The following is a 21454-nucleotide window of genomic DNA, read 5'->3' on the forward strand; positions in this document are numbered from 1 at the left end:
TTCATCCTTTCAACCTTTGCCCTGTACCTATGCCGATTTTCAACCAGTCGATCCGGCGCAAGATCGTCGGCATCGCGCTCGGATTGATCGTCCTGATGCTGGTCACCTCGATCCTGTCGATGGTGATGTCCAGCCAGGTCGGCATTTTGCTCGACGAGCTGACCAACCGCTACATCCCGGCCTATAGCCATCTGGCGCGCGCGAACATCCGCTCGCTGGAACGGGCGCTGGCGCAGCGGCGGATGGTGATGACCAGGATGGAGGCGCCGTCGGACGAGGAGGCCTACGCGGCGCGGCTTCGCGACTTCGAGGCCTTGGACCGCAATTTCGAGCGGGAGGCCGAGGCCGCTCGCAAGCTCATCAACGCGATCATCGACGACCCCAGGACGTATTCCGACAACGCCGCGCTGGCACGGCTCGACGTCCGGATCGAAAGCTCCGTCACCGAGCTGCGGCGCGATCTGGACGAGGGCAATGCGAAACTGCTCAAGCAGGTCGACGCCAAGGATATGGCCGCGGCCCGCGGCACGCTGGAACACCTCGACACGCTGCGCGATGCGTTCAACCGGAAGGTCGATGCGATCCGCGCCGACATGCTGGCGCAGGTCTATTTCTCGACGTCTCAGGTGATCGGCCGCCAGCACCAGACCATCATCGTCTCGGGGGTCGTAACCCTGCTCGCGGCGATCGTCGGCTTCGTGTTTGCGCTGCTGGTGAGTAGCGGCATTACGCGACCCGTGCGCCTGCTGCTGGCCGGCGCCCGCGAGGTCGAGGCGGGCCGGTTCGACAAGCCCATCACCGTCTCGACACAGGACGAGATCGGCGAGCTCGCTGCCGCCTTCAACCGCATGATCGAGCAGCTCAGGCACAACGAGCGCATTCGCGAGACCTTCGGCCGTTACATCGACCCGAAGGTGGTGCAGGGCCTGATCGACCGGCCGGAGGTCGCCATCGACGGTGAGCGCCGGGTGATGACCATCTTGTTCTGCGACATGAGCGGCTTCACCTCGATGAGCGAGGGCATGACGCCGCGCGGCCTCGTCAAGGTGATGAACCACTACTTCACCGTGATGTCTGCTCCCATCAGGAACAATCGCGGGATCATCGACAAATATATCGGCGACGCCATCATGTCCTATTGGGGGCCGCCCTTCATCGAGGAGGAGGAGCAGGGTCTGCTCGCAGGGCTCGCCGCCGTCGAGATGACCGATCAGGTGCCCGCGCTGCAGAAGCAGCTGCCGGACCTGCTCGGCATCCGCGCCATGCCGGCGCCGTGCGATCTTCGCATCGGCATCGCCACGGGCGAGGTCCTGACCGGCAGTATCGGTTCCGAGCTGATGATGAGCTTCACCGTGATGGGCGATGCCGTGAATCTCGCCTCGCGGCTGGAGGCCGTCAACAAGGTCTACGGCACCCGCATCCTGATCTCGCAGGCGACCGCGGACGGGATCGGATCGCGCCTGGAATTGCGCGAGATCGATCGTCTGGCGGTCGCGGGCCAAAGCGCGCCGCAGGCGATCTTCGAGCTGATGGCGAGACCGGGCGCGCTCAGCGATGCGCAAGTGAGCTTGCGCACGCATTATGCCGATGGTCTCGCCGCCTATCGTGCGCGGCGCTTCGACGATGCCCGAGCCGCCTTCAACGCGGCGCTCGAGGCGGTCCCCGGCGACGGCCCCTCGCGCACGATGCTCGGCCGCATCGCTCAATTTGTGGCCAATCCGCCGGATCCCGATTGGGACGGCGTCTGGCGGCTGGAGCAGAAATAGCCGTGCCTTTGCGGTCGGCACGCCGCGCCGGAAAAAAGATGCTACTCCATAACGATGTTCGCCGTGACCTATTTCCCGGGCTTAGGTTGGGTGTCCATGAGGCGTCTGATGGGGACACGCCGATGACACATCTCGAGGACAGGCTGGAACGGTTCGAGACGCTCAGCGCCGAATGCGAGCTGATCGCCAAGCTCGCCACCGACAGCAGCAAGCGCGAGTTCTATTTGAAGCTCGGGGAACAGTACCGTCAGCTGGCCGTCGATATCCGGCAGGCGATCGCGACGACGGCTGCGGCCTGAGCCGGCTGAAATCCGTTCTTAACGTTTGGCGCGCATCCTTGGAGCAAGCGAGCATCGCCGGTCGGCGACACTCGTTGGTGGGAAGGCCGGGGTTCGCTGCAATGCAGCGCGCCTCGTGAGTGTGATTTGCCATGTCTGACAGGGCAATCCCATGCGCCTCGTTGCAGTGATCATATTCGCGCTCATGACGGCGGCCTGCGATCAGGAGCAGGACATCACCGGCTCGACGAATCCGGCCTGTCCGTTGCGCAACTACAGCTACAATCCACGCGACATGAACCAGTGCGTCAGCGCCTGTAAAACGTGCGACCGCGGCACGACGGTCACCTGCACGACCTCCTGCACCCTCAAGGGCGCCCGCTGAGCACTTTGCGGATGCGCGGAACCGGTAGGGCACTCGAGCCAATGCCGGCGGTGCTGTAGCACCGGAACGATTCACATGGATTAATCATTGAAGGAGGCGGCAGGACGCGGAGTCCAATGGAATGGGTATGCTCGATCCCGGTCGATTTCTGGTGTCGTGCTCGCATTGCGATGCCTGGCCGATGGCGGCCAATGTAAAACGGTCGAGCTGGTCGGCGTCGCCGCACGAGGTCCGCTTCGTCTGCACGCGTTGCCGCCGCGAAGAAACGGCGATCGTCTCGGCCTCCGGCGAATTGACCCCCATCAAGCGCGTGGATGCCCCGCCACGCGATGTCGCTGTCGCCTGGGCCCAGGCGCAACGCTCGCGCGGGCGGTCCTGACGTTCGGCGTCGCCGTCTCGTCGGTGTTTCGCTTCTCTGTCAATCTGCCCGCATAAAATATTCCGCTTTACCGAAATTCGGAAATGACGTATGTGTCGCCCAACCCGGCTCAATCTCGAGGGGCGATCATGAGGTCGTCATTGTCGCGAGCCGGGCTTGCGGTGGACGCGGCAGCGTCGTGTACGAGAGCTGAGGGCAGGGCGGATTGCTCTCCGTGAGCCCCGAGGCTTCGTACGGACGAGCGGCGCTGTCAGGTTCGTCGTGCCGGCATTTCGATGGCAACGTGCACAACGCCGTCGAACCCTGCGGCGCCAACGAACCGCGCGTACGGCAAAACCGTGTGGTCCTGGCCGTCGTTGCTACGGTCAAGCTCTGGCAAATGCGGCATTGGCGTCAACCGGCGCGGTGCCGGTGACTTTCGCGGGAGCGAGGGAGGCCAGAAGGAACTCGGCTCCCAGGAGAGCGCGGCATAAGCCGTCCGACCATCGCGCAGGGAAGGCCGTGTGTTGGGCTTCACCTGTATGCTGCTGTGCGGTTCTTCCTGCGTGTGCTCTAGCGCAGCGGACCGCGGGTGCCGCCGGCACCCGGCCTTCCCTGCGCCCTCTTGGCTATGAGGGCGGCGAGATCAAGCAAAGCTCGGGCGAAATGCGCTGCGGGGCCGAATACGCACGTCTGCGTCCACACATTCGGTGTCATCGCCCGGCTTGACCGGGCGATCCAGTACTCCGAGACGCCAGTGATTGAATCGAGAGGCCGCAGCGTACTGGATTCCCCGCTCCAGTGCGCGATTGCGTACAAGGCGGGGAATGACAGTGTTACTTGGAGAACGCAGCGTCGCCTCACACTCCGTCATTGCGAGCGCAGCGACTTGTCCGCGGAAGCCTTTGGCGAAGGCGGAAGCAATCCAGAATCTTTCCGCGGCGGGATTCTGGATTGCTTCGTCGCAAGGGCTCCTCGCAATGACGAGGAGGAGAGAGCGAGCGCTACTCTTCGCTCTCGTGCCCCGGACGCAGCGCAGCGTCCCCCGGCGATGCGAAGCATCGTCCGGTTCAACGGTGCGCTGCCGAGCCGGCGCCCATCTATCCGCAATCGCCGTGTTGCCTGGGGTGCCGACTCCGCGCCGCAACGCCCGCGCGTTGCAACTTGTCCGGGACACGAGCGATGCGCATCGCTTCGCGTGGGGCTGCCGCCGACTCACTTCGGGAATGCCCGCCTGTCGTCCAGAGCGGATGTTCTGTGCCTTCCCAAAGATCTCAGGTTGTGGATCGTCACTTTAGCGAGGTATCGCCGTAAGCAAACCCGTGTCTTCCCGGTAACGATTGTGCTGTCTGTGCAACACCCACATCGGATTTAACCCTTATCACCGGCGGTTCGCATCGCCGCCGCTTTTTGGCCACACCCGAACATGAATAAAATCGCTCTAATGTTTTAAGGGCAGTGGCGGTCTTCGAAGGCGACGAGAAAATCCCAAGGTCGATTCAAATCTTGGCTCTGATTTTTCGGGTCTGAAAGGGTTGGCCGGAGAAGCTGGTTGCGATGGGCGCGAAGATCAACAAGCAAAGGCTGCCGAGCCGTCACGTGACGGAAGGCCCTGCGCGCGCGCCGCACCGGTCCTATTTCTACGCCATGGGTCTGACCACCGAGCAGATCCACCAGCCCTTCGTCGGCGTCGCCTCGTGCTGGAACGAAGCTGCTCCCTGCAACATCGCGCTGATGCGTCAGGCGCAGGCGGTGAAGAAGGGCGTCGCGTCCGCCGGCGGCACGCCGCGCGAATTCTGCACCATCACCGTGACCGACGGCATCGCCATGGGCCATGACGGCATGCGCTCCTCGCTGCCGTCGCGCGAATGCATCGCCGATTCGGTCGAGCTGACCGTGCGCGGCCATGCCTATGACGCGCTCGTCGGGCTCGCCGGCTGCGACAAGTCGCTGCCGGGCATGATGATGGCGATGGTCCGCCTCAACGTGCCCTCGATCTTCATCTATGGCGGCTCGATCCTGCCCGGCAATTTCCGCGGGCAGCAGGTCACCGTGCAGGACATGTTCGAGGCGGTCGGCAAGCATTCGGTCGGCGCCATGTCGGACGAGGACCTCGACGAGATCGAGCGCGTCGCCTGTCCCTCGGCCGGCGCCTGCGGCGCGCAGTTCACCGCCAACACCATGGCGACCGTGTCTGAGGCGATCGGCCTCGCGCTGCCTTACTCGGCCGGTGCCCCCGCACCGTATGAAATCCGTGACGCCTTCTGCATGACCGCGGGCGAGAAGGTGATGGACCTGATCGCCCAGAACATCCGGCCGCGCGACATCGTTACCCGCAAGGCGCTGGAGAATGCGGCCGCCGTGGTCGCTGCATCCGGCGGCTCGACCAATGCTGCGCTGCACCTGCCTGCGATCGCGCACGAGGTCGGCATCAAGTTCGACCTGTTCGACGTCGCTGAAATCTTCAAAAAGACACCATATGTCGCGGATTTGAAGCCGGGTGGCCGTTATGTCGCCAAAGACATGTTTGAAGTAGGTGGCATACCGCTTCTGATGAAGACGCTGCTCGACAACGGCTTCCTGCACGGTGATTGCCTTACCGTCACGGGCCGCACGATCGCCGAAAACCTCAAGAGCGTGAAATGGAATCCGCACCAGGACGTGGTGCACCCGGCAGACAAGCCCATCACCGTGACAGGCGGCGTGGTCGGCCTGAAGGGCAATTTGGCGCCAGAAGGTGCGATCGTGAAAGTCGCGGGAATGTCCAACCTCAGGTTTACCGGTCCCGCCAGGTGCTTCGACCGTGAGGAGGACGCGTTCGAGGCGGTCCAGAATCGCACCTACCGCGAAGGCGAAGTCATCGTGATCCGCTACGAGGGGCCGAAGGGCGGTCCCGGCATGCGGGAAATGCTCCAGACCACGGCAGCGCTGACCGGCCAGGGCATGGGCGGCAAGATCGCGCTCATCACCGACGGCCGCTTCTCCGGTGCCACCCGCGGCTTCTGCATCGGCCATGTCGGGCCGGAGGCGGCGGTCGGCGGCCCGATCGGGCTGCTCGAGGACGGCGACGTCATCGAGATCGACGCGGTGGCCGGTACCCTTAACGTAAAATTGAGCGACGCCGAGCTCGCCCAGCGCAGAACCAAATGGAGCGCCCGCGCGACTAACCACACGTCGGGTGCGCTCTGGAAATATGCTCAGCAGGTTGGACCGGCGGTCGGGGGGGCAGTGACCCATCCGGGCGGCGCGCGCGAGAAACAGTGCTATGCGGACATTTAGGCGTGCCACAGTTGCGTTTGTGTTGGGGGCGGCTGCGCTGGCCGCGCCGGCGTTCGCCTTCGACGGTGCGCCGGTCAACCCGAAGGATGCCGCCATCCCGGTCGTGACGACCTTGCCCGGCGCTGCGGGTGCGGTGCGCACCAAGGTTCCGCCGCAGGTCGCAACCCAGGAAACCTCGCTCAGCGCCTTGCAATATGCCGCCGAGGGCGGCCACCCCATCGCGCAGTGGAAGCTCGGCCGCATGTACGCCAACGGCGACGGCGTCGCCCAGGACGATTTGCGTGCCTTCGAATATTTCAGCCGGATCGCCAACGCGCATGCCGAGGACAGCCCGTCAGCGCCGCAGGCGCAGATCGTGGCCAACGCCTTCGTCGCCCTCGGCCGCTACTATCTGGCCGGTATCCCGAATTCGAAGGTCAAGGCCGACCCGGACCGCGCCCGCGAGATGTTCTCCTATGCCGCATCCTATTTCGGCAACGCGGACGCGCAGTACGACCTCGCCCGTCTGTACCTGAAGACCCCGGACGCTTCGCGCGAGGACTACCGCTATGGCGCGCGCTGGCTTGGCCTCGCCGCGCAGAAGGGCCAGCATCAGGCCCAGGCCTTGCTCGGTCAGATGCTGTTCAACGGCGACCGCCTGCCGCGGCAGGCCGCACGCGGCCTGATGTGGCTGACGCTGGCGCGCGACAGCGCCGGTGCCGACGAGGTCTGGATCAAGGAAAGCTACAACCGCGCCTTCGCCAAGGCCTCCGACGACGACCGCGCCATGGCCCTGCAAATGCTGGAGCAATGGGTGCAGGGGCGTCGGGAGTGATCGGCTGAGGCGGCCTTAAGCCGCCTCGAGATCCAGATCCGCCCACACCGGCACGTGATCCGACGGCTTCTCCCAGCCGCGCACATAGCTGTCGATGCCGACATTGGCGAGCTTGTCGCTGGCCTGCGGCGACAGCAGCAGGTGGTCGATCCGCAGCCCCTGGTTCTTCTGCCAGGCCCCGGCCTGGTAGTCCCAGAACGTGTAGAGCCCGCCCTCGTCGGTGACGGCGCGCAAGGCGTCGCTGAGGCCGAGGCCGAGCAGGGACTGGAAGCTCTCGCGCGTCTCGGTCTTGAACAGCGCGTCCTCGGTCCAGGCGGCCGGATTGTGCACGTCGCGGGCATGCGGGATGACGTTGAAGTCGCCGGCCAGGATCAGCGGGACCTCCTCCTTGAGTCGCTCCTTCGAATAATCAAGAAGCCGCGACATCCATTTGAGCTTGTAGGGATATTTATCGGTCCCGACCGGATTGCCATTGGGCAGATAGAGGCAGGCGATGCGCAGCACCCCTCGCTTCAGCGTCACCACGCCTTCGAGGAAGCGGGCATGGCTATCCTCGTCGTCGCCGGCGAGGCCCGACTTGGTCTCGTCGAACCTGAGCTTGGAGAGCAGGGCGACGCCGTTGAACGTCTTCTGCCCGTGCGTCACCACGTTGTAGCCGAGTGCCTCGATCTCCAGCCGCGGAAAGGCCTCGTCGACGCACTTGATCTCCTGCAGGCAGACGATGTCCGGCTGGCACTCTTTCAGCCAGGTCAGGAGCAGATCGATCCGCTGCCGGACCGAGTTCACGTTCCAGGTGGCTACTCTGATGGGCATTGGCAGGGCTCCGGGCGGGGGTCTTGGTTAGAACAAAATGCAAACGCACCCGTCAAGCCGGCCGCAAAATCTCCCACAAAATTAACCCGGCTTAAGCAGGCCGCAGGCCATTGATCGTCAAGAGGTTCCTCGGATGGATGGCCGGACAAGGCGATGAATCGAACTCAGCCGCGTGACGGCCTGATCGGCGCGTTCCTGTATTGGCTCGGCGGCTTCGAGATCGAGGACGGTCTGACCGCCGATCTCAGCGAGCGCGAGATCCGCCGCATCCGCGCCAAGCAGATCGACGCGGTGACCCAGCTGATCCCCGTGACGATGGCCGTGACGATGCTGAACGTCGCCATCGTGCTGATCCTGTTCTGGGGCAGGGGCTGGAACGACTTCCTCGCCATCTGGGGCCTGACGCTCGCCGCCACCGCTTCGCTCGCGGTGCGCGCGTGGCACAAGTCGCATCAGAACCCGCCGCAGGAGACATCGCCGCACGCGGCGCGGCAGATGCTGCGGCAGGCGTTTTTTCTCGCCGCGATCTGGGGCGCGCTGCCGCTCGCTCTGTTCAGCCGCATCGAGCCGACCAGTCAATTGCTCCTGGCCTGCCTGATGGTCGGCATGATGTCCGGCGGCGCTTTCACGCTCTCGACCTTCCCGCGCGCGGGCCTCGTCTATCTCGCGACCATGACGATCGCCTGCGCCGGCGCGCTCCTCCTGTGCGGCACCGGCCCATATCTGGTGACCGCCGTGTTCCTGCTGCTGTTCGCATTTTTCATGGCGCGTAACATCGTCTCCCAGGGCAACCTCTTCCTCGGCAATCTCAAGGCCCAGCTCGAGCTCGAGCGCCAGACCGAGATCATCTCGCTGCTGCTGAAGGATTTTCAGGAGAACGCCAGCGACTGGCTCTGGCAGACCGATGCCGAGGGACGCCTCGTCGACGTGCCCGAGCGCTTCGCGGACGTCGCGCAGCTGCCGCTTCCGCTGCTGAAAGGCGCGCAGTTCGCCGACGTGCTCGACATGCTCTGCCCCGAGGACAAGTCAGCGGCCTACAACATCGTCGGCCTGATGGAGCAGGCCGAGCCGCTGCACGAGATGAATCTCAAGGTCGTCGCCGGCGGCGAGGCCCGGCTGTGGTCGCTGACGGCGAAGCCGGCCCATGATCGTGACGGTCATTTCCTCGGCTATCGCGGCTTCGGGCGCGACGTCACCGAACGCTGGCGCGCGGAAAAGGCCGAGGCCGAAAGCCGCGCCAAGTCAGACTTCCTGGCGGTGATGAGCCACGAGATCCGCACGCCCATGAACGGCGTGCTCGGTCTTGCCAGCATGCTCCTCGAAACCAGGCTCGATCCGGAGCAGCGCGAGGCCGTCACCACGATCCGCGAGTCCGGCGACAACCTCCAGCGCATCCTCAACGACATTCTCGACCTCTCCAAGCTGGAAGCAGGCCGCTTCCAGTTCGAGGCGATCGACTTCGCGCCGCAGGCGCTGGTCGAGACGGTTGCGACCGTGGTGCGCGCCAGCGCCAAGAGCAAGGGGCTCACGGTCAAGGTCGAGCTCGATCCGAACCTGCCGCCGACGCTCCGCGGCGACGTCGCGCGCATCCGCCAGGTGCTGCTCAATCTCGCCTCCAACGCGGTGAAGTTCACCGACGAAGGCGAGGTGACGATATCGGCGACCTGCCAGGCGCGGCGCGACCTGCTGGCGACCGTCGAATGGACGGTGACCGACAGCGGCATCGGTATCGCGCCCGACAAGCTCGACCTGCTGTTCAGCGACTTCGCCCAGGCTGATGCCTCGATCAGCCGTCGCTTCGGCGGCACTGGCCTCGGCCTTGCCATCAGCAGGCGGATCATCGAGCAGATGGGCGGCACGATCGGCGTCATCTCGACGCCGGGAGAGGGCTCGACCTTCCGCTTCACGCTGGTCCTGCCCTGGAGCCAGGCGCAGGCGTCCGATCAGGCTGGCGGCCGCGACGAAGCCGACGAGCTCCAGGCCCGGATCTCCGGTCTCGACCGGCCGCTGAAGGTGCTGGTCGCGGAGGACGATGCGGTCAACCGCATGGTCGTGAGCAAGATGCTGGGGGCATTCGACATCGAGCTGCGTGTCGTCACCGACGGGACCGAAGCCGTCGCGGCAGCCTGCGAGGGCAATTACGACGTCGTGCTGATGGACGTGCGCATGCCCGACATGGACGGGCTCGCCGCCACCCGCGCGATCCGCGCGCAAGGCGAGCGCTTCGAAGCCATGCCGATCATCGCGCTGACCGCCAATGCCTTCCCCGAGGACATCAAGATCTGCCGCGAAGCCGGCATGTCGGACTTCCTGGCCAAGCCGCTGCGCAAGCCGGCACTGGTCGGAGCGCTCCTGCGGGCGCTGGACGGTCACGTCATGTCGGAGGACGCACCGCTCCAGCCGACGTTGATGCCGGTCGAGGTGGCCTGGACGGACGAGGAAAGGGAGATAACGGGCGCGTAGGCGCGCTAGACCGAGAAGCTCGTCCCGCAGCCGCAGGACGCGGTGGCGTTGGGATTGTTGACGCGGAACGAGGCGCCGATCAGGTCGTCGACGAAATCGACCTGCGACCCCGCCAGGAACGGCTGGGAGGCGGAATCGACCAGCACCACCGCATTGTCCTGCTCGATCACGAGATCGTCGTCGGTGCGGGCGCGGTCGATGTCGAACTTGTACTGGAAGCCGGAGCAGCCGCCGCCCTCGACCGAAATGCGCAGCATCGCGCCCGAGCCTTCGCCCTTGAGGATCTCCCCAATCCGGCGTGCGGCCCGGTCGCTGATGGTCACGGCAGTCGTCATTGCTGGTCTCCGATAGTCCCGGCGTCATACCCAATTCATTTGGTATCCCGCGCCCGACATAGTTAAGTGCCACCATACGCAGAATCAAATGGATAGGGACTAAATTCGCCGTGTCCGTCGGAATGGCAGCCCCCCGCGCGCCCTATGCCTGCGACCCCGATCGCAGCCGCGGCCGGCTGGTCGCCGAGCCTCCGAGCCGGACCCGCAGCCCGTTCCGGCGCGATTGCGATCGGGTGATCCATTCCACCGCGTTCCGCCGCCTCAAGTACAAGACCCAGGTGTTCGTGTTCCACGAGGGCGACCACTACCGCACCCGGCTGACCCATTCGCTGGAGGTGGCCCAGATCGCCCGCGCGCTGGCCCGCCAGCTCGGGCTCGACGAGGACCTCACCGAAACTCTGGCGCTCGCGCACGATCTCGGTCATCCGCCGTTCGGGCACGCGGGGGAGCGGGCGCTGGATGCTTGCCTGAAGCAGTTCGGGGGATTCGACCACAATGCCCAGACGCTGCGCGTCGTGGCTTCGCTCGAGCACCGCTATCCCGAGTTCGACGGGCTCAACCTGACTTGGGAATCGCTGGAAGGCATCGTCAAGCACAACGGGCCGCTGACCGATCGCAGCGGCGCCCCGGTCGGGCGCTACCGCGAGCATGGCGTTCCCGTCGGGATCGCCGACTACGTCAAGACCTACGATCTCGAATTGTGGAGCTTCGCCTCGCTGGAGGCGCAGGTCGCCGCGATCGCCGACGACATCGCCTATGACGCCCATGACATCGATGACGGTCTGCGCGCCGGCCTGTTCCAGCTCGACGATCTCAAGGTGATGCCGCTGACGGCGGAGATCATCGCCGAGACTGCGGCGCATTATCCCGATCTTGAAGACGTCCGGCGCGGTGCCGAGCTGGTGCGGGAGCTGATCTCGCACCTGATCGGAGCGGTGTTTGCGGAGACAGGGAAGAACCTCGCGGCCGTGAAGCCGCAATCGGCCCAGGATGTCCGCCGGCAGAGCCGGGCGCTGGTCGCGTTCCCCGCCGAAGTGGCCGAGGAAGAGGCCGCCATCAAACGCTTCCTGTACCAGCACATGTACCGCCACGCGCGGGTGATGCGGGTGATGGGCGAGGCCGAGCAGATCCTGTTCGATCTGTTCGCAAAATACCTGAAATCCCCCAGCGAGCTGCCGCCGGAATGGCTGCTGGGGGCTGAGGCCGACGACGAGGGCGACCGGGCCCGCCGGATCGGCAATTTCATTGCCGGAATGACCGACCGCTTCGCCCTGACCGAGCACCAGCGGCTCTTTGACTCGACCCCGGATTTGCGTTAGGCGGCGGCCATGCCCCAGACATCCTCATCGCTGCATCTGTTCGCCGACGTGCTCGCACGCGTGCACGGCGCCTGCCGCGCGCTTGCGGCGGATTCCAGCTGGCCCGAGGGCATCGATTTCTCCCGCGTCGTCGTCGAGCCGCCGCGCGATGCCTCCCATGGCGACATGGCGACCAACGCCGCCATGGTGCTTGCGAAAGAGGCAAAGGCAAAGCCGCGCGATCTCGCCGAGCAGATCGCCGAACGGCTGCGCACGGATGCGCTGATCGCCAAAGTCGATGTCGCCGGTCCCGGCTTCATCAATCTGACTCTGAAGCCCGCCGCCTGGGCCGAGGCGCTGCGCACGGTGCTGCGCGAAGGCGCCGATTACGGCCGCATCCGGGGCGGCACCAAGGTCAATGTCGAATACGTCTCCGCCAATCCGACCGGGCCGATGCATGTCGGCCATTGCCGCGGCGCCGTGTTCGGCGACGCGCTGGCGAGCCTGCTCCAGTTCGCCGGCCACGATGTCACGCGCGAATATTACATCAATGACGCCGGCGCCCAGGTCGACGTGCTCGCGCGCTCAGCCTTCCTGAGGTATCGCGAAGCGCTCGGCGAGGACATTGGCGCGATCCCGGAAGGGCTCTATCCCGGCGACTACCTCAAGCCGGTCGGGCAGGCGCTGGCGACGGAGCATGGCGACAAGCTGCTCGCGATGAGCGAGGCCCAGTGGCTGCCGACCGTGCGCGCCAAGGCGATCGCGATGATGATGGACGAGATCAAGGACGATCTCGCCGCCCTCAACATCCGCCACGACGTGTTCTTCTCCGAGCGCTCCCTGATCGAGACCGGCAACAACAAGGTTGCGGAGACCATCGACTTCCTGAAGGCCAAAGGCGACATCTACGAAGGCCGCCTGCCGCCCCCGAAGGGCGCGCCGGTCGAGGATTGGGAAGACCGCGAGCAGCTGCTGTTCAGGGCGACCGCCTACGGCGACGACGTCGATCGTCCGCTGATCAAGTCGGACAATTCCTACACCTACTTCGCCTCCGACATCGCCTATCACAAGGACAAGTTCGACCGCGGCTTTGCCGAGATGATCGACGTCTGGGGCGCCGATCACGGCGGCTACATCAAGCGCATGCAGGCGGCGGTGAAGGCGACGACGTCGGCTAAGGGATCGCTGGACGTCAAGATCGTCCAGCTCGTGAAGCTCCTGCGCAACGGCGAGCCGGTGAAGATGTCCAAGCGGAGCGGGGACTTCGTCACCTTGCGTGACGTGGTGGATGAAGTCGGCCAGGACGCCGTCCGCTTCATGATGCTGTACCGCAAGAACGACGCGGTGCTCGATTTCGACCTCGCCAAGGTCATGGAACAGTCGCGGGACAACCCGGTGTTCTACGTCCAGTACGGCCATGCGCGCGGCCATTCGATCTTCCGTAACGCGCGGGCCGAGGTGTTCCCGGAACTCCCAGAGGATGCCGGCGCGCGGATCGCATGGCTCGCTGAGTCGGCGGTGGAACGGTTGTCGGACCCCGTCGAGCTCGATCTTCTTAAGCGCCTCGCAATTTATCCGCGCATGCTGGAAGCTGCCGCCGCGGCCCATGAGCCGCACCGAATTGCCTTTTATCTCTATGATTTAGCCAGCGAATTTCATGCGCTTTGGACGAAAGGGCGCGATTTGCCCTATTTACGCTTCATTATCAATAATGATGCAGATCTTACAAAGGCGCGATTGGCAATGGTCCAGGGCGTCGTCTCGGTCCTGGCATCGGGCCTCGCCATCCTCGGCGTCCATGCCCCGGACGAGATGCGGTAGTTTGGGGCGAACTACTTAAGGGGAATTCGGGGGTAACCGGCAGAAGCCGGATCGCTTAGACTTGGTTGAAAGCCTTGTGGGTCGAAAGCCGTGCCTTGGTCGAGGGGCGCGCGGCTTTCCCGAAGGGACGCATCATCACGATGGCCGAACGATATCAGGACAGACCGTTTCCTTCCGATGACTATGGTCGCGGCGGCGACCAGCATGGGAAGGCGGATAGCGATCCGTTGGCCGAGCTCGCCCGTCTGATCGGGCAGACCGATCCGTTTGCGGCGCAGTCGCGTCCGCCCGCGGCGCCCGCCCAGAGCTATCAGGACCACGATTACCGCCAGCTCGACGATCAGCAGGACCACGCGGAGCAGGCACCGTCGCCGCCCTCATGGATGCGGCGTGCCAACGTGCAACCGCAGCCGGCACCCGCGCCGGAGCCTGACTATCCGGTCACCGTAAGCCCGGTCCACCCGCTGCATCGCTACGCCGCCAAGTCTGCCGCGCCCGAGCCTGTCGTTTATCAGCCCCAGGCCTATCAGGACACCTATCAAGATCAGGCTCATCAAGATCAGGCTCATCAGGAGCAGGCCTATCAGCAGCATGGTCAGGCCTACCAGGAGCAATCCTATCAGGAGCCGTATGCGCAGCCCGATCCGTCGCGCTACGACGATGCGCTCTATGGTCGGCTGGAGACAGGCGAGCAGGACTATCAGCGCGAGCCGGCCTATCCCGACGACCCTTACGCCGACCAGAGCGACTATCCGGAGGACGAGGTCGAGGAGCCGAAGAAGCAGCGCGGCGGCATGATGACGGTCGCGGCGATCCTGGCGCTTGCCGTGCTCGGCACCGGTGCTGCATTCGCCTACAAGACCTATATCGGCTCGCCTCGCAGCGGCGAGCCGCCGATCATCAAGGCCGACAACACCCCGACCAAGATCGTGCCGGCGCCGACGGACTCCGCGGCCAAGGTGCCGGATCGCATGGTCAGCGGTGACGGCACTGAAAAGATCGTGCCGCGCGAGGAGGCGCCCGTCGACGTCAACGCCAAGGCGGGCGGGCCGCGCGTGGTGTTCCCGCCGCTGAACCAGAATGCGAATCCGCCCTCGGTGGCGAGCGTGTCACCATCCACCGTGCCGCCGCCGAGCGCGGGTCCGAGCCCGAGCAACGGCACGCTGCCGAACAATTCGCCGCGCGCGATCAGGACCGTTGCGGTGAAGGGCGATCAGACCGATAGCGCCGTGCCGCAATCGGCCGCCGCCAAGCCGGCGCCCGCGGCGCCGAAGCCCGTTGCCGCGCCGGTTGCGCCCGCCGCGCCGCGCAATCCGCCGACCTCGGCCAATGCCAGCGCCAACCAGCCGATGTCGCTGGCGCCGCAATCGTCCCCGGCGGCCGAGCCGCCGCAGCGGATAGCTGCGACCAACCCGACGCAGATCGCGCCCACCAGCAGCGGTGGCGGCTACATCGTGCAAGTCTCCTCGCAGCAGAGCGAGGATAGCGCCGCCGCATCCTACCGGGTGCTTCAGAGCAAATACGGCAGCGTGCTCGGCTCCCGTTCGCCCGTCATCAAGCGTGTCGACCTCACCGACAAGGGCAAGGGAGTCGTCTACCGCGCCTTCGCCGGCCCCTATGGTTCGGCCGAGGAAGCGACGCAAGCCTGCAACAATCTGAAGTCCGCAGGCCTGTCTGCCTGCTTCGTCCAGAGGAATTAACGGTCGTTTCCTTGACCCCCTCGCGGGGCAGAGTTAATCGGCCGTTATGAGCACGCGGGCCTTCATTACCGGCGTATCCGGAACGGAACTGACCGCCGCCGAGCGGGAGTTTATCCGTGCCGAACGCCCATGGGGCTTCATCCTGTTCAAGCGTAATGTCGCAACACCAGCACAAGTTGCTGCGTTGGTTGCAGAATTGCGTTCGGTCGCGAAGGCCCCCGACGCGCCGGTCCTGATCGACCAGGAGGGGGGACGGGTGCAGCGGCTGGGGCCGCCACACTGGCCGGTCTATCCGCCGGGGGCCGTATTCGCGAATTTGTACGACACTGATTCGGCCCTCGGGCTCACTGCGGCGCGCCTCAGTGCCCGCCTGATCGCAGCCGATCTCGCCGATCTCGGCATCACCGTGGATTGCCTGCCGCTGGCCGACGTGCCGGTGCCGGGCGCCGATGCGGTCATTGGTAACCGGGCCTACGGCACGGAGCCGGGCAAGGTCGCGGCCATCGCCCGTGCAGTCACCGAGGGCCTGGAGCAGGGCGGCGTGCTGCCGGTGCTCAAGCATATTCCCGGGCATGGCCGCGCCACCGCCGACACCCATTTCAAGCTGCCGACCGTCGACACGCCGCGGGACGAGCTGGAGCGGACCGATTTCGCCGCATTCAAGCCGCTGGCTGATCTGCCGATGGCCATGACTGCACATGTTGTGTTTAGCGCCTTCGACCCCGCCCATCCGGCGACGACATCTGCGACAATGATTGCTGACGTGATTCGCGGCGCAATCGGGTTCCAGGGTTTGTTAATGAGTGATGACGTGTCGATGAACGCGCTGTCGGGAAATATCGCCGAGCGGACTCGCGCGATCTTCGCGGCCGGCTGCGACGTGGCCCTGCATTGCAACGGCAACATCGAGGAGATGCGCGACGTCGCCGGCGAGACACCTGAACTGGCCGGTGGGGCGCTGGAGCGGGCGAACGCCGCGCTCGCCGCACGCAAGCCGCCGCAGCCGTTCGACCGCGTGGCCGCACGCGCCGAACTGGATGCATTGATCGCACGGGCAAACACGGCATCGGCATGACTGCAGAAATCCTATCGTTCGAAACCGGGCGGCCCGCAGAGCTCGCCGAGGGTGAGCCGGCGTTGGTGGTGGACGTCGAGGGCTATGAGGGCCCGCTCGATTTGTTGCTTGCGCTGGCGCGGCAGCAGAAGGTCGATCTCGCCAAGATTTCGATTCTCGCGCTCGCCGACCAGTACCTCCATTTCATCGAAGCCGCGCGAAAGATCCGGCTGGAGCTCGCCGCGGACTATCTGGTGATGGCCGCATGGCTTGCCTTCCTGAAGTCGCGCCTGCTGCTGCCGGAGCCGCCGAGCGCGGAAGGCCCGAGCGCCGAGCAGATGGCGACGGCGCTCGCCAACCGGCTGCGCCGCCTGGAAGCCATTCGCGAAGCCGCCAACCGGCTGATGAACAGGCCGCAATTGCAGCGCGACATCTTCGCGCGTGGCGCGCCCGAGCACATCGCCGAGATCAAGCACCCGAAATACACGGCCACGCTCTATGATTTGCTCACCGCCTATGCCGCGCAACGCCAGTCGCGCGTGCTGGCGAGCGTGCATCTGGCCAAGCGCACGGTGTGGTCGCTCGCCGAAGCACGTGCCACGCTGGAGCGGCTGGTCGGCAGCATCACCGAGCAGGACGATTGGGGTGTTCTCGACGACTTCCTGATCCGGCATGTCGCCGACCCGACGCAGCGCGCGACGGTGTTCGCCTCGAGCTTTGCCGCCGCGCTCGAACTGGTGCGCGAAGGTCAGCTCGAGCTGAATCAGAAGGAAGCGTTTGCGCCGATCTATTTCCGGAAGGGGCGCCCAAAACCGGTCCCGGACGCAGCTCCTGCGCCTGATGCGCCGGTCGCTTAAGTGCAAGAAGGAGAATCTGCCATGGCAAGCCTGGCTGAAGTGCGGGTAGAAGAGGCCGAGCCGATGGAGAACGAATCCCAGGCGCGTCCCGAGGAGTTGCGGCTGCTGGAGGCGCTGCTGTTCGCCTCGAATGAACCGCTGGACACCGCGACGCTGGCCAAGCGCATGCCCGAGGGAGTCGACGTCAAGGCTGCGCTCGAGCAGTTGCAGGCCGATTATGCCTCGCGCGGCGTCAATCTCGTTCGCGTCGCCAACAAATGGACGTTCCGCACCGCGGGCGATCTGGCCTGGCTGATGACGCGGGAGAGCACCGAGACCCGCCGCCTGTCGCGGGCCGCAATCGAGGTGCTCGCGATCATCGCCTATCACCAGCCGGTGACGCGGGCCGAGATCGAGGAGATCCGCGGCGTCGTCACGTCGAAGGGCACGCTCGACGTGCTGCTGGAGACCGGCTGGATCAAGCCGCGCGGCCGGCGCAAGACGCCGGGCCGGCCCTTAACCTTCGGAACCACCGAGGAGTTCCTGTCGCAGTTCACCCTGGAACAGCTCGGCGACCTGCCGGGCCTGGAAGAGCTGAAGGGAACGGGACTGTTGGATTCGCGTCTGCCCACCGGGTTCAGCGTGCCGACGCCGTCGGATGATCCGGCCCTGCGGGAGGACGAGGATCCGCTGGAACCGGGCGATGACCTCGATCTCGCCCTTGCGCCTGCGGTCGAGCCTGAGAGCCCGCCAGAAGGCGGCAATGAGGGTGGCAGCGAAGGCGGCGCCGAGGACTGACGTACCGGCGAAATACGGGCCCCTGCGACCAGTTAACACTAGCAAGATTGCGTAGCGCCGACAGCGAATTGGCGCTGCCTTGGTCCTTGTTTTTGAGGTCTGCCAAGCCTAGGTTTCGGTGAGATCGGCCGAGTCCCCGGCCATGCGCGTTTGGAGGGTTGCAGGATGGGTTCACTCAGCATTTGGCACTGGATCTTGGTGATCGCAGTGGTCCTGCTGCTGTTCGGCCGCGGCAAGATTTCGGATCTGATGGGCGACGTGGCTCAGGGCATCAAGGCGTTCAAGAAGGGCATGCAGGACGACGACAAGGCTGCCGAGAAGCCCGAGCCGGCGAAGTCGATCGAGCACAATGCTGCGCCGACCGCGACACGGTCCGACGTCGGCAGCAAGGCCGTCTGAGCCGGAAGAAGCACGCGAGACGCGGGTAGCGGCCCGATCCTGCGCGCAAGGGATTGGGCCGGCTCCGGCTTCGCGTGAACGGAAGACCTCATGTTCGACATCGGGTGGAGTGAACTGGTCCTCATCGGGGTCGTGGCCCTGATCGCCATCGGCCCGAAAGAGCTGCCGGGCGTGCTGCGCATGGTCGGGCAGTGGATGGGCAAGGCGCGCAAGATGGCGGCCGAATTCCAGGGCCAGTTCCAGGAGGCGATGCGTGAGGCCGAGATGGCCGACCTCAAGAAAAGCTTCGACGAGGTCAAGGAAGCCGCCACGGGTTTCAATCCGATGAGCTCGCTCCAGAAGGACGTGAGCGACGCGCTTCGCATCGATGCGCTGGACAAGCCGGCCGAGACGCCGGCCGCTACTGCCGTCGATCCGCCCGTCACGCCCACGACACCGGAGACCCCGACGCCGTCGACCTTCATGGAAGCCGAAGCGCATGCGGCCGCGAACGAGCCGCTCGCGATTACCCGTGAGGTCGAACAGGCAAAGGTTGCGCAGGACACCGCGCCATCCGAAGCGATCAAGGACGCCAAAGCGTCATGACCGACGCCGATATCGAGGCCAGCAAAGCCCCGCTGATGGACCATTTGATCGAGCTGCGCTCGCGGCTGATCAAGGCGCTGCTCGGCTTTGGCCTGGCCTTCATCTTCTGCTTCTTCTTCGCCAAGCAGATCTACAACGTGCTTGTCTGGCCGTTCGTGTGGATTGCGGGGCCGGAGAACTCGAAATTCATCTACACGGCGCTGCTCGAATATTTCATCACCCAGCTCAAGCTGGCGCTGTTCGGCGCCGGCTTCATCTCGTTCCCGATCGTGGCGACGCAGATCTACAAGTTCGTCGCGCCCGGGCTCTACAAGCACGAGAAGCAGGCGTTCCTGCCGTATCTTGTCGCGACACCGTTCTTCTTCGTGCTGGGCGCGGCGCTGGTCTATTTCGTCGTGCTGCCGATGCTGGTGCGCTTCTCGCTCGGCATGCAGCAGACCGGCGGCGACGAGACCGCGCAGATCCAGCTGCTGCCCAAGGTCGGCGAATATCTGTCGCTGATGATGTCGCTGATCTTCGCCTTCGGCATCGCCTTCCAGCTGCCGGTGATCCTGACGCTGCTCGGGCGAATCGGCATCGTCAGCTCGACAATGTTGCGCGAGAAGCGCCGCTATTTCATCGTCTTGGCCTTCGTGATCGCAGCCGTGCTGACGCCGCCCGACGTGCTCAGCCAGTGCTCCCTCGCGTTTCCGCTGATGGCGCTCTACGAGGGCTCGATCCTCGCGGTGGCGATGGTGGAGAGGAAAGCGGCCGCCGCACAGGCTGCCACCGGCACTGACGTGTCGACGCCGGCCAATCCGGCGGAGTAGGGCGACCAAGCCCACCGGTGTCATTCCCCGCCTTGTGCGCAATTGCGCACTGGAGCGGGGAATCCAGTACGCCGCGGCCCCTCGGGGAAACACTGACGTCTCTGGAATACTGGATCGCCCGCTTTCACGGGCGATGACGGAATGCTAGGGGAAAGCGCGCCAACGTAAGTTGTCGGCATAAACGTTGACTATTTACGCGCTGATCCAGGACCACAGCCATGCACGACATCAAAGCGATCCGCGACAATCCGCAAGCCTTCGACGCCGGCCTCGCACGGCGCGGTTTGAAGCCGATGTCGGCCTCGCTGCTCGCGATCGACGAGAAGCGGCGTGCGGCGATCCTCGCCTCCGAGCAGGCGCAGGCGCGGCGCAATGCAGCTTCGAAGGAAATCGGCGATGCCAAGAAGGCCAAGGACGAGCCGCGTGCGGCCAAGCTGATGGCCGAGGTCGCCGAGCTCAAGACCACGATGCCCGAGCTCGAAGCGGCGGCAAAAGCCGCTGACGATGAGCTGACCAAAGCGCTGGCCGCGATCCCGAACATTCCGTTCGAGGACGTGCCCGACGGTCTCGACGAGCACGGCAACGTGCAGCATCACGTGTTCGGCAACAAGCGCAACTATGGCTTTGCGCCGAAGCTGCATGACGATCTCGGCACCGCGCTCGGCTACATGGATTTCGAAGCGGCGGCAAAACTCTCCGGCGCGCGTTTCGTCGTGCTGAAGAAGGGGCTGGCGCGGCTCGAGCGTGCCATCGGCCAGTTCATGCTCGATCTGCACACCACCGAGCATGGCTACACCGAGATCAATCCGCCGCTCCTGGTGCGCAACGAGGTGATGTTCGGCACCGGACAATTGCCGAAATTCGAGGACGATCAGTTCTGGGCGATCAAGGGCGAGCTGCTCGCCTCGCCGGACCATGAGCGGCTGAAGACCGAGCGCCTCGGTCTGATCCCCACCGCCGAAGTGTCGCTCACCAATCTCGCCCGCGAATCCATCCTCGATGAGAAGCAATTGCCGATGCGGCTGACCGCGCTGACGCCATGCTTCCGCGCCGAGGCGGGTGCGGCGGGGCGCGACACTCGCGGCATGATCCGCCAGCACCAGTTCACCAAGGTCGAACTGGTCTCGATCACGACGCCGGAAGTGAGCAAGGACGAGCTGGAGCGGATGCTGTCCTGCGCCGAACAGGTGCTGCAGAAGCTCGACCTGCATTACCGTGTGATGACGCTCTGCGCAGGAGATATGGGCTTCTCGGCGCAAAAAACCTATGACATCGAGGTCTGGATGCCCGGGCAGGGCGAGGGCGGGGCGTTCCGCGAGATCTCGAGCTGCTCGGTCTGCGGCGACTTCCAGGCACGGCGCATGGATGCGCGCTCGCGCGGGCCCGACGGCAAGCCGCGCTTCGTGCACACGCTGAACGGCTCCGGCACCGCAGTCGGCCGCGCGCTGATCGCCGTGATGGAAACCTATCAGCAGGAGGACGGCTCGATCGCGGTCCCGGACGTGCTCCAGCCCTATATGGGCGGGCTGAAGGTGATCGCGCGCGACTAAAGCGTTTTCCCGCGAAGTGGGCACCGGTTCGCGTCCGAAAACGCGGCATGACGAGAATCGCGTTGCGAAGATCGGGCGGCCGGCTATCCTGCCGGCCCGTCCACGCGAACCCT

General features: G+C 65.1%; 19 protein-coding genes. 17 read left to right on the forward strand and 2 right to left on the reverse strand.

What is annotated here, in order from left to right:
* The first annotated feature begins 29 nt into the window (after nucleotides 1-29).
* From I6F20_RS04860 to I6F20_RS04885, 6 genes are all read left to right on the forward strand, one after another.
* Nucleotides 30-1766, forward strand: coding sequence for an adenylate/guanylate cyclase domain-containing protein (locus I6F20_RS04860; protein ID WP_225125264.1), 1737 nt, complete (start codon nucleotides 30-32; stop codon nucleotides 1764-1766).
* A 122-nt stretch (nucleotides 1767-1888) separates the two neighbouring features.
* On the forward strand, nucleotides 1889-2065 hold the full coding sequence (locus tag I6F20_RS04865; protein ID WP_192893196.1) for a hypothetical protein: 177 nt from the start codon (nucleotides 1889-1891) through the stop codon (nucleotides 2063-2065).
* Between the two features lie 151 nt (nucleotides 2066-2216).
* Nucleotides 2217-2429, forward strand: coding sequence for a hypothetical protein (locus I6F20_RS04870; protein WP_109143656.1), 213 nt, complete (start codon nucleotides 2217-2219; stop codon nucleotides 2427-2429).
* A gap of 121 nt (nucleotides 2430-2550) precedes the next feature.
* A complete protein-coding gene (locus I6F20_RS04875; RefSeq protein WP_036009816.1) occupies nucleotides 2551-2808 on the forward strand; it encodes a hypothetical protein in 258 nt (85 codons plus the stop codon).
* Nucleotides 2809-4344: 1536 nt separating this feature from the next.
* Entirely contained in the window at nucleotides 4345-6066 is a 1722-nt protein-coding gene (gene ilvD / locus I6F20_RS04880; RefSeq protein WP_225125266.1) for a dihydroxy-acid dehydratase, read from the forward strand.
* Nucleotides 6053-6880 carry a tetratricopeptide repeat protein gene (locus I6F20_RS04885; protein WP_225125268.1) on the forward strand — a complete coding sequence of 276 codons (828 nt, stop codon included), beginning with the start codon at nucleotides 6053-6055 and terminating at the stop codon, nucleotides 6878-6880. The genes ilvD and I6F20_RS04885 overlap by 14 nt, the downstream gene beginning before the upstream one ends.
* A 15-nt stretch (nucleotides 6881-6895) precedes the next feature.
* Here the strand turns inward: I6F20_RS04885 and xth are convergent, their stop codons facing one another.
* On the reverse strand, nucleotides 6896-7693 hold the full coding sequence (gene xth / locus I6F20_RS04890; protein WP_036028256.1) for an exodeoxyribonuclease III: 798 nt from the start codon (nucleotides 7691-7693) through the stop codon (nucleotides 6896-6898).
* 153 nt (nucleotides 7694-7846) lie between these two features.
* On the opposite strand from xth, the gene I6F20_RS04895 reads away from it, so the two are divergent.
* Nucleotides 7847-10156 carry an ATP-binding protein gene (locus I6F20_RS04895; RefSeq protein ID WP_225125269.1) on the forward strand — a complete coding sequence of 770 codons (2310 nt, stop codon included), beginning with the start codon at nucleotides 7847-7849 and terminating at the stop codon, nucleotides 10154-10156.
* A 5-nt stretch (nucleotides 10157-10161) separates the two neighbouring features.
* On the opposite strand, the gene erpA is transcribed toward I6F20_RS04895, so the two are convergent.
* Nucleotides 10162-10491, reverse strand: coding sequence for an iron-sulfur cluster insertion protein ErpA (gene erpA / locus I6F20_RS04900; protein ID WP_024342679.1), 330 nt, complete (start codon nucleotides 10489-10491; stop codon nucleotides 10162-10164).
* Between the two features lie 110 nt (nucleotides 10492-10601).
* Here erpA and I6F20_RS04905 point away from each other — a divergent pair, with 110 nt between their 5' ends.
* The 10 genes from I6F20_RS04905 to serS all read left to right on the forward strand — a co-directional run bounded on the left by I6F20_RS04905 (nucleotide 10602) and on the right by serS (nucleotide 21341).
* On the forward strand, nucleotides 10602-11810 hold the full coding sequence (locus tag I6F20_RS04905) for a deoxyguanosinetriphosphate triphosphohydrolase (RefSeq protein WP_225125271.1): 1209 nt from the start codon (nucleotides 10602-10604) through the stop codon (nucleotides 11808-11810).
* A gap of 9 nt (nucleotides 11811-11819) precedes the next feature.
* Complete coding sequence (argS, locus tag I6F20_RS04910; protein ID WP_225125274.1) at nucleotides 11820-13610, forward strand: arginine--tRNA ligase; 1791 nt, start codon at nucleotides 11820-11822, stop codon at nucleotides 13608-13610.
* A gap of 140 nt (nucleotides 13611-13750) precedes the next feature.
* A complete protein-coding gene (locus I6F20_RS04915) occupies nucleotides 13751-15310 on the forward strand; it encodes an SPOR domain-containing protein (protein WP_225125345.1) in 1560 nt (519 codons plus the stop codon).
* Nucleotides 15311-15356: 46 nt separating this feature from the next.
* Entirely contained in the window at nucleotides 15357-16385 is a 1029-nt protein-coding gene (nagZ, locus tag I6F20_RS04920) for a beta-N-acetylhexosaminidase (protein ID WP_036028239.1), read from the forward strand.
* Entirely contained in the window at nucleotides 16382-17221 is an 840-nt protein-coding gene (locus tag I6F20_RS04925) for a segregation and condensation protein A (protein WP_225125276.1), read from the forward strand. The genes nagZ and I6F20_RS04925 overlap by 4 nt, the downstream gene beginning before the upstream one ends.
* A 21-nt stretch (nucleotides 17222-17242) precedes the next feature.
* Nucleotides 17243-17998: an SMC-Scp complex subunit ScpB gene (gene scpB / locus I6F20_RS04930; RefSeq protein ID WP_036012763.1), complete on the forward strand. Its 756-nt coding sequence runs from the start codon at nucleotides 17243-17245 to the stop codon at nucleotides 17996-17998.
* 165 nt (nucleotides 17999-18163) lie between these two features.
* Nucleotides 18164-18397: a twin-arginine translocase TatA/TatE family subunit gene (locus I6F20_RS04935; protein ID WP_036012762.1), complete on the forward strand. Its 234-nt coding sequence runs from the start codon at nucleotides 18164-18166 to the stop codon at nucleotides 18395-18397.
* Between the two features lie 90 nt (nucleotides 18398-18487).
* The gene (gene tatB, locus I6F20_RS04940) at nucleotides 18488-18982 is read left to right on the forward strand and encodes a Sec-independent protein translocase protein TatB (protein ID WP_225125278.1); all 495 of its coding nucleotides are present in this window, start codon (nucleotides 18488-18490) and stop codon (nucleotides 18980-18982) included.
* On the forward strand, nucleotides 18979-19791 hold the full coding sequence (tatC, locus tag I6F20_RS04945; protein WP_036044242.1) for a twin-arginine translocase subunit TatC: 813 nt from the start codon (nucleotides 18979-18981) through the stop codon (nucleotides 19789-19791). The genes tatB and tatC overlap by 4 nt, the downstream gene beginning before the upstream one ends.
* A 218-nt stretch (nucleotides 19792-20009) precedes the next feature.
* Nucleotides 20010-21341 carry a serine--tRNA ligase gene (serS, locus tag I6F20_RS04950; protein ID WP_057029283.1) on the forward strand — a complete coding sequence of 444 codons (1332 nt, stop codon included), beginning with the start codon at nucleotides 20010-20012 and terminating at the stop codon, nucleotides 21339-21341.
* Nucleotides 21342-21454 lie beyond the last annotated feature (113 nt).

Source organism: Bradyrhizobium sp. IC3123 (genome assembly GCF_020193625.1).
GTDB lineage: Bacteria > Pseudomonadota > Alphaproteobacteria > Rhizobiales > Xanthobacteraceae > Bradyrhizobium > Bradyrhizobium yuanmingense.

Excerpts from the sequence above, each read along its gene's own strand:
- I6F20_RS04865 (WP_192893196.1), top strand. The coding sequence starts at position 1,889 with ATGACACATCTCGAGGACAGGCTGGAACGGTTCGAGACGCTCAGCGCC.
- I6F20_RS04925 (WP_225125276.1), top strand. The coding sequence starts at position 16,382 with ATGACTGCAGAAATCCTATCGTTCGAAACCGGGCGGCCCGCAGAGCTC.
- argS (WP_225125274.1), top strand. The coding sequence starts at position 11,820 with ATGCCCCAGACATCCTCATCGCTGCATCTGTTCGCCGACGTGCTCGCA.
- tatC (WP_036044242.1), top strand. The coding sequence starts at position 18,979 with ATGACCGACGCCGATATCGAGGCCAGCAAAGCCCCGCTGATGGACCAT.
- scpB (WP_036012763.1), top strand. The coding sequence starts at position 17,243 with ATGGCAAGCCTGGCTGAAGTGCGGGTAGAAGAGGCCGAGCCGATGGAG.
- xth (WP_036028256.1), bottom strand. The coding sequence starts at position 7,693 with ATGCCCATCAGAGTAGCCACCTGGAACGTGAACTCGGTCCGGCAGCGG.
- I6F20_RS04875 (WP_036009816.1), top strand. The coding sequence starts at position 2,551 with ATGGGTATGCTCGATCCCGGTCGATTTCTGGTGTCGTGCTCGCATTGC.
- tatB (WP_225125278.1), top strand. The coding sequence starts at position 18,488 with ATGTTCGACATCGGGTGGAGTGAACTGGTCCTCATCGGGGTCGTGGCC.
- I6F20_RS04935 (WP_036012762.1), top strand. The coding sequence starts at position 18,164 with ATGGGTTCACTCAGCATTTGGCACTGGATCTTGGTGATCGCAGTGGTC.
- I6F20_RS04860 (WP_225125264.1), top strand. The coding sequence starts at position 30 with ATGCCGATTTTCAACCAGTCGATCCGGCGCAAGATCGTCGGCATCGCG.
- serS (WP_057029283.1), top strand. The coding sequence starts at position 20,010 with ATGCACGACATCAAAGCGATCCGCGACAATCCGCAAGCCTTCGACGCC.
- I6F20_RS04895 (WP_225125269.1), top strand. The coding sequence starts at position 7,847 with ATGAATCGAACTCAGCCGCGTGACGGCCTGATCGGCGCGTTCCTGTAT.
- I6F20_RS04870 (WP_109143656.1), top strand. The coding sequence starts at position 2,217 with ATGCGCCTCGTTGCAGTGATCATATTCGCGCTCATGACGGCGGCCTGC.
- I6F20_RS04915 (WP_225125345.1), top strand. The coding sequence starts at position 13,751 with ATGGCCGAACGATATCAGGACAGACCGTTTCCTTCCGATGACTATGGT.
- erpA (WP_024342679.1), bottom strand. The coding sequence starts at position 10,491 with ATGACGACTGCCGTGACCATCAGCGACCGGGCCGCACGCCGGATTGGG.
- nagZ (WP_036028239.1), top strand. The coding sequence starts at position 15,357 with ATGAGCACGCGGGCCTTCATTACCGGCGTATCCGGAACGGAACTGACC.
- I6F20_RS04885 (WP_225125268.1), top strand. The coding sequence starts at position 6,053 with ATGCGGACATTTAGGCGTGCCACAGTTGCGTTTGTGTTGGGGGCGGCT.
- ilvD (WP_225125266.1), top strand. The coding sequence starts at position 4,345 with ATGGGCGCGAAGATCAACAAGCAAAGGCTGCCGAGCCGTCACGTGACG.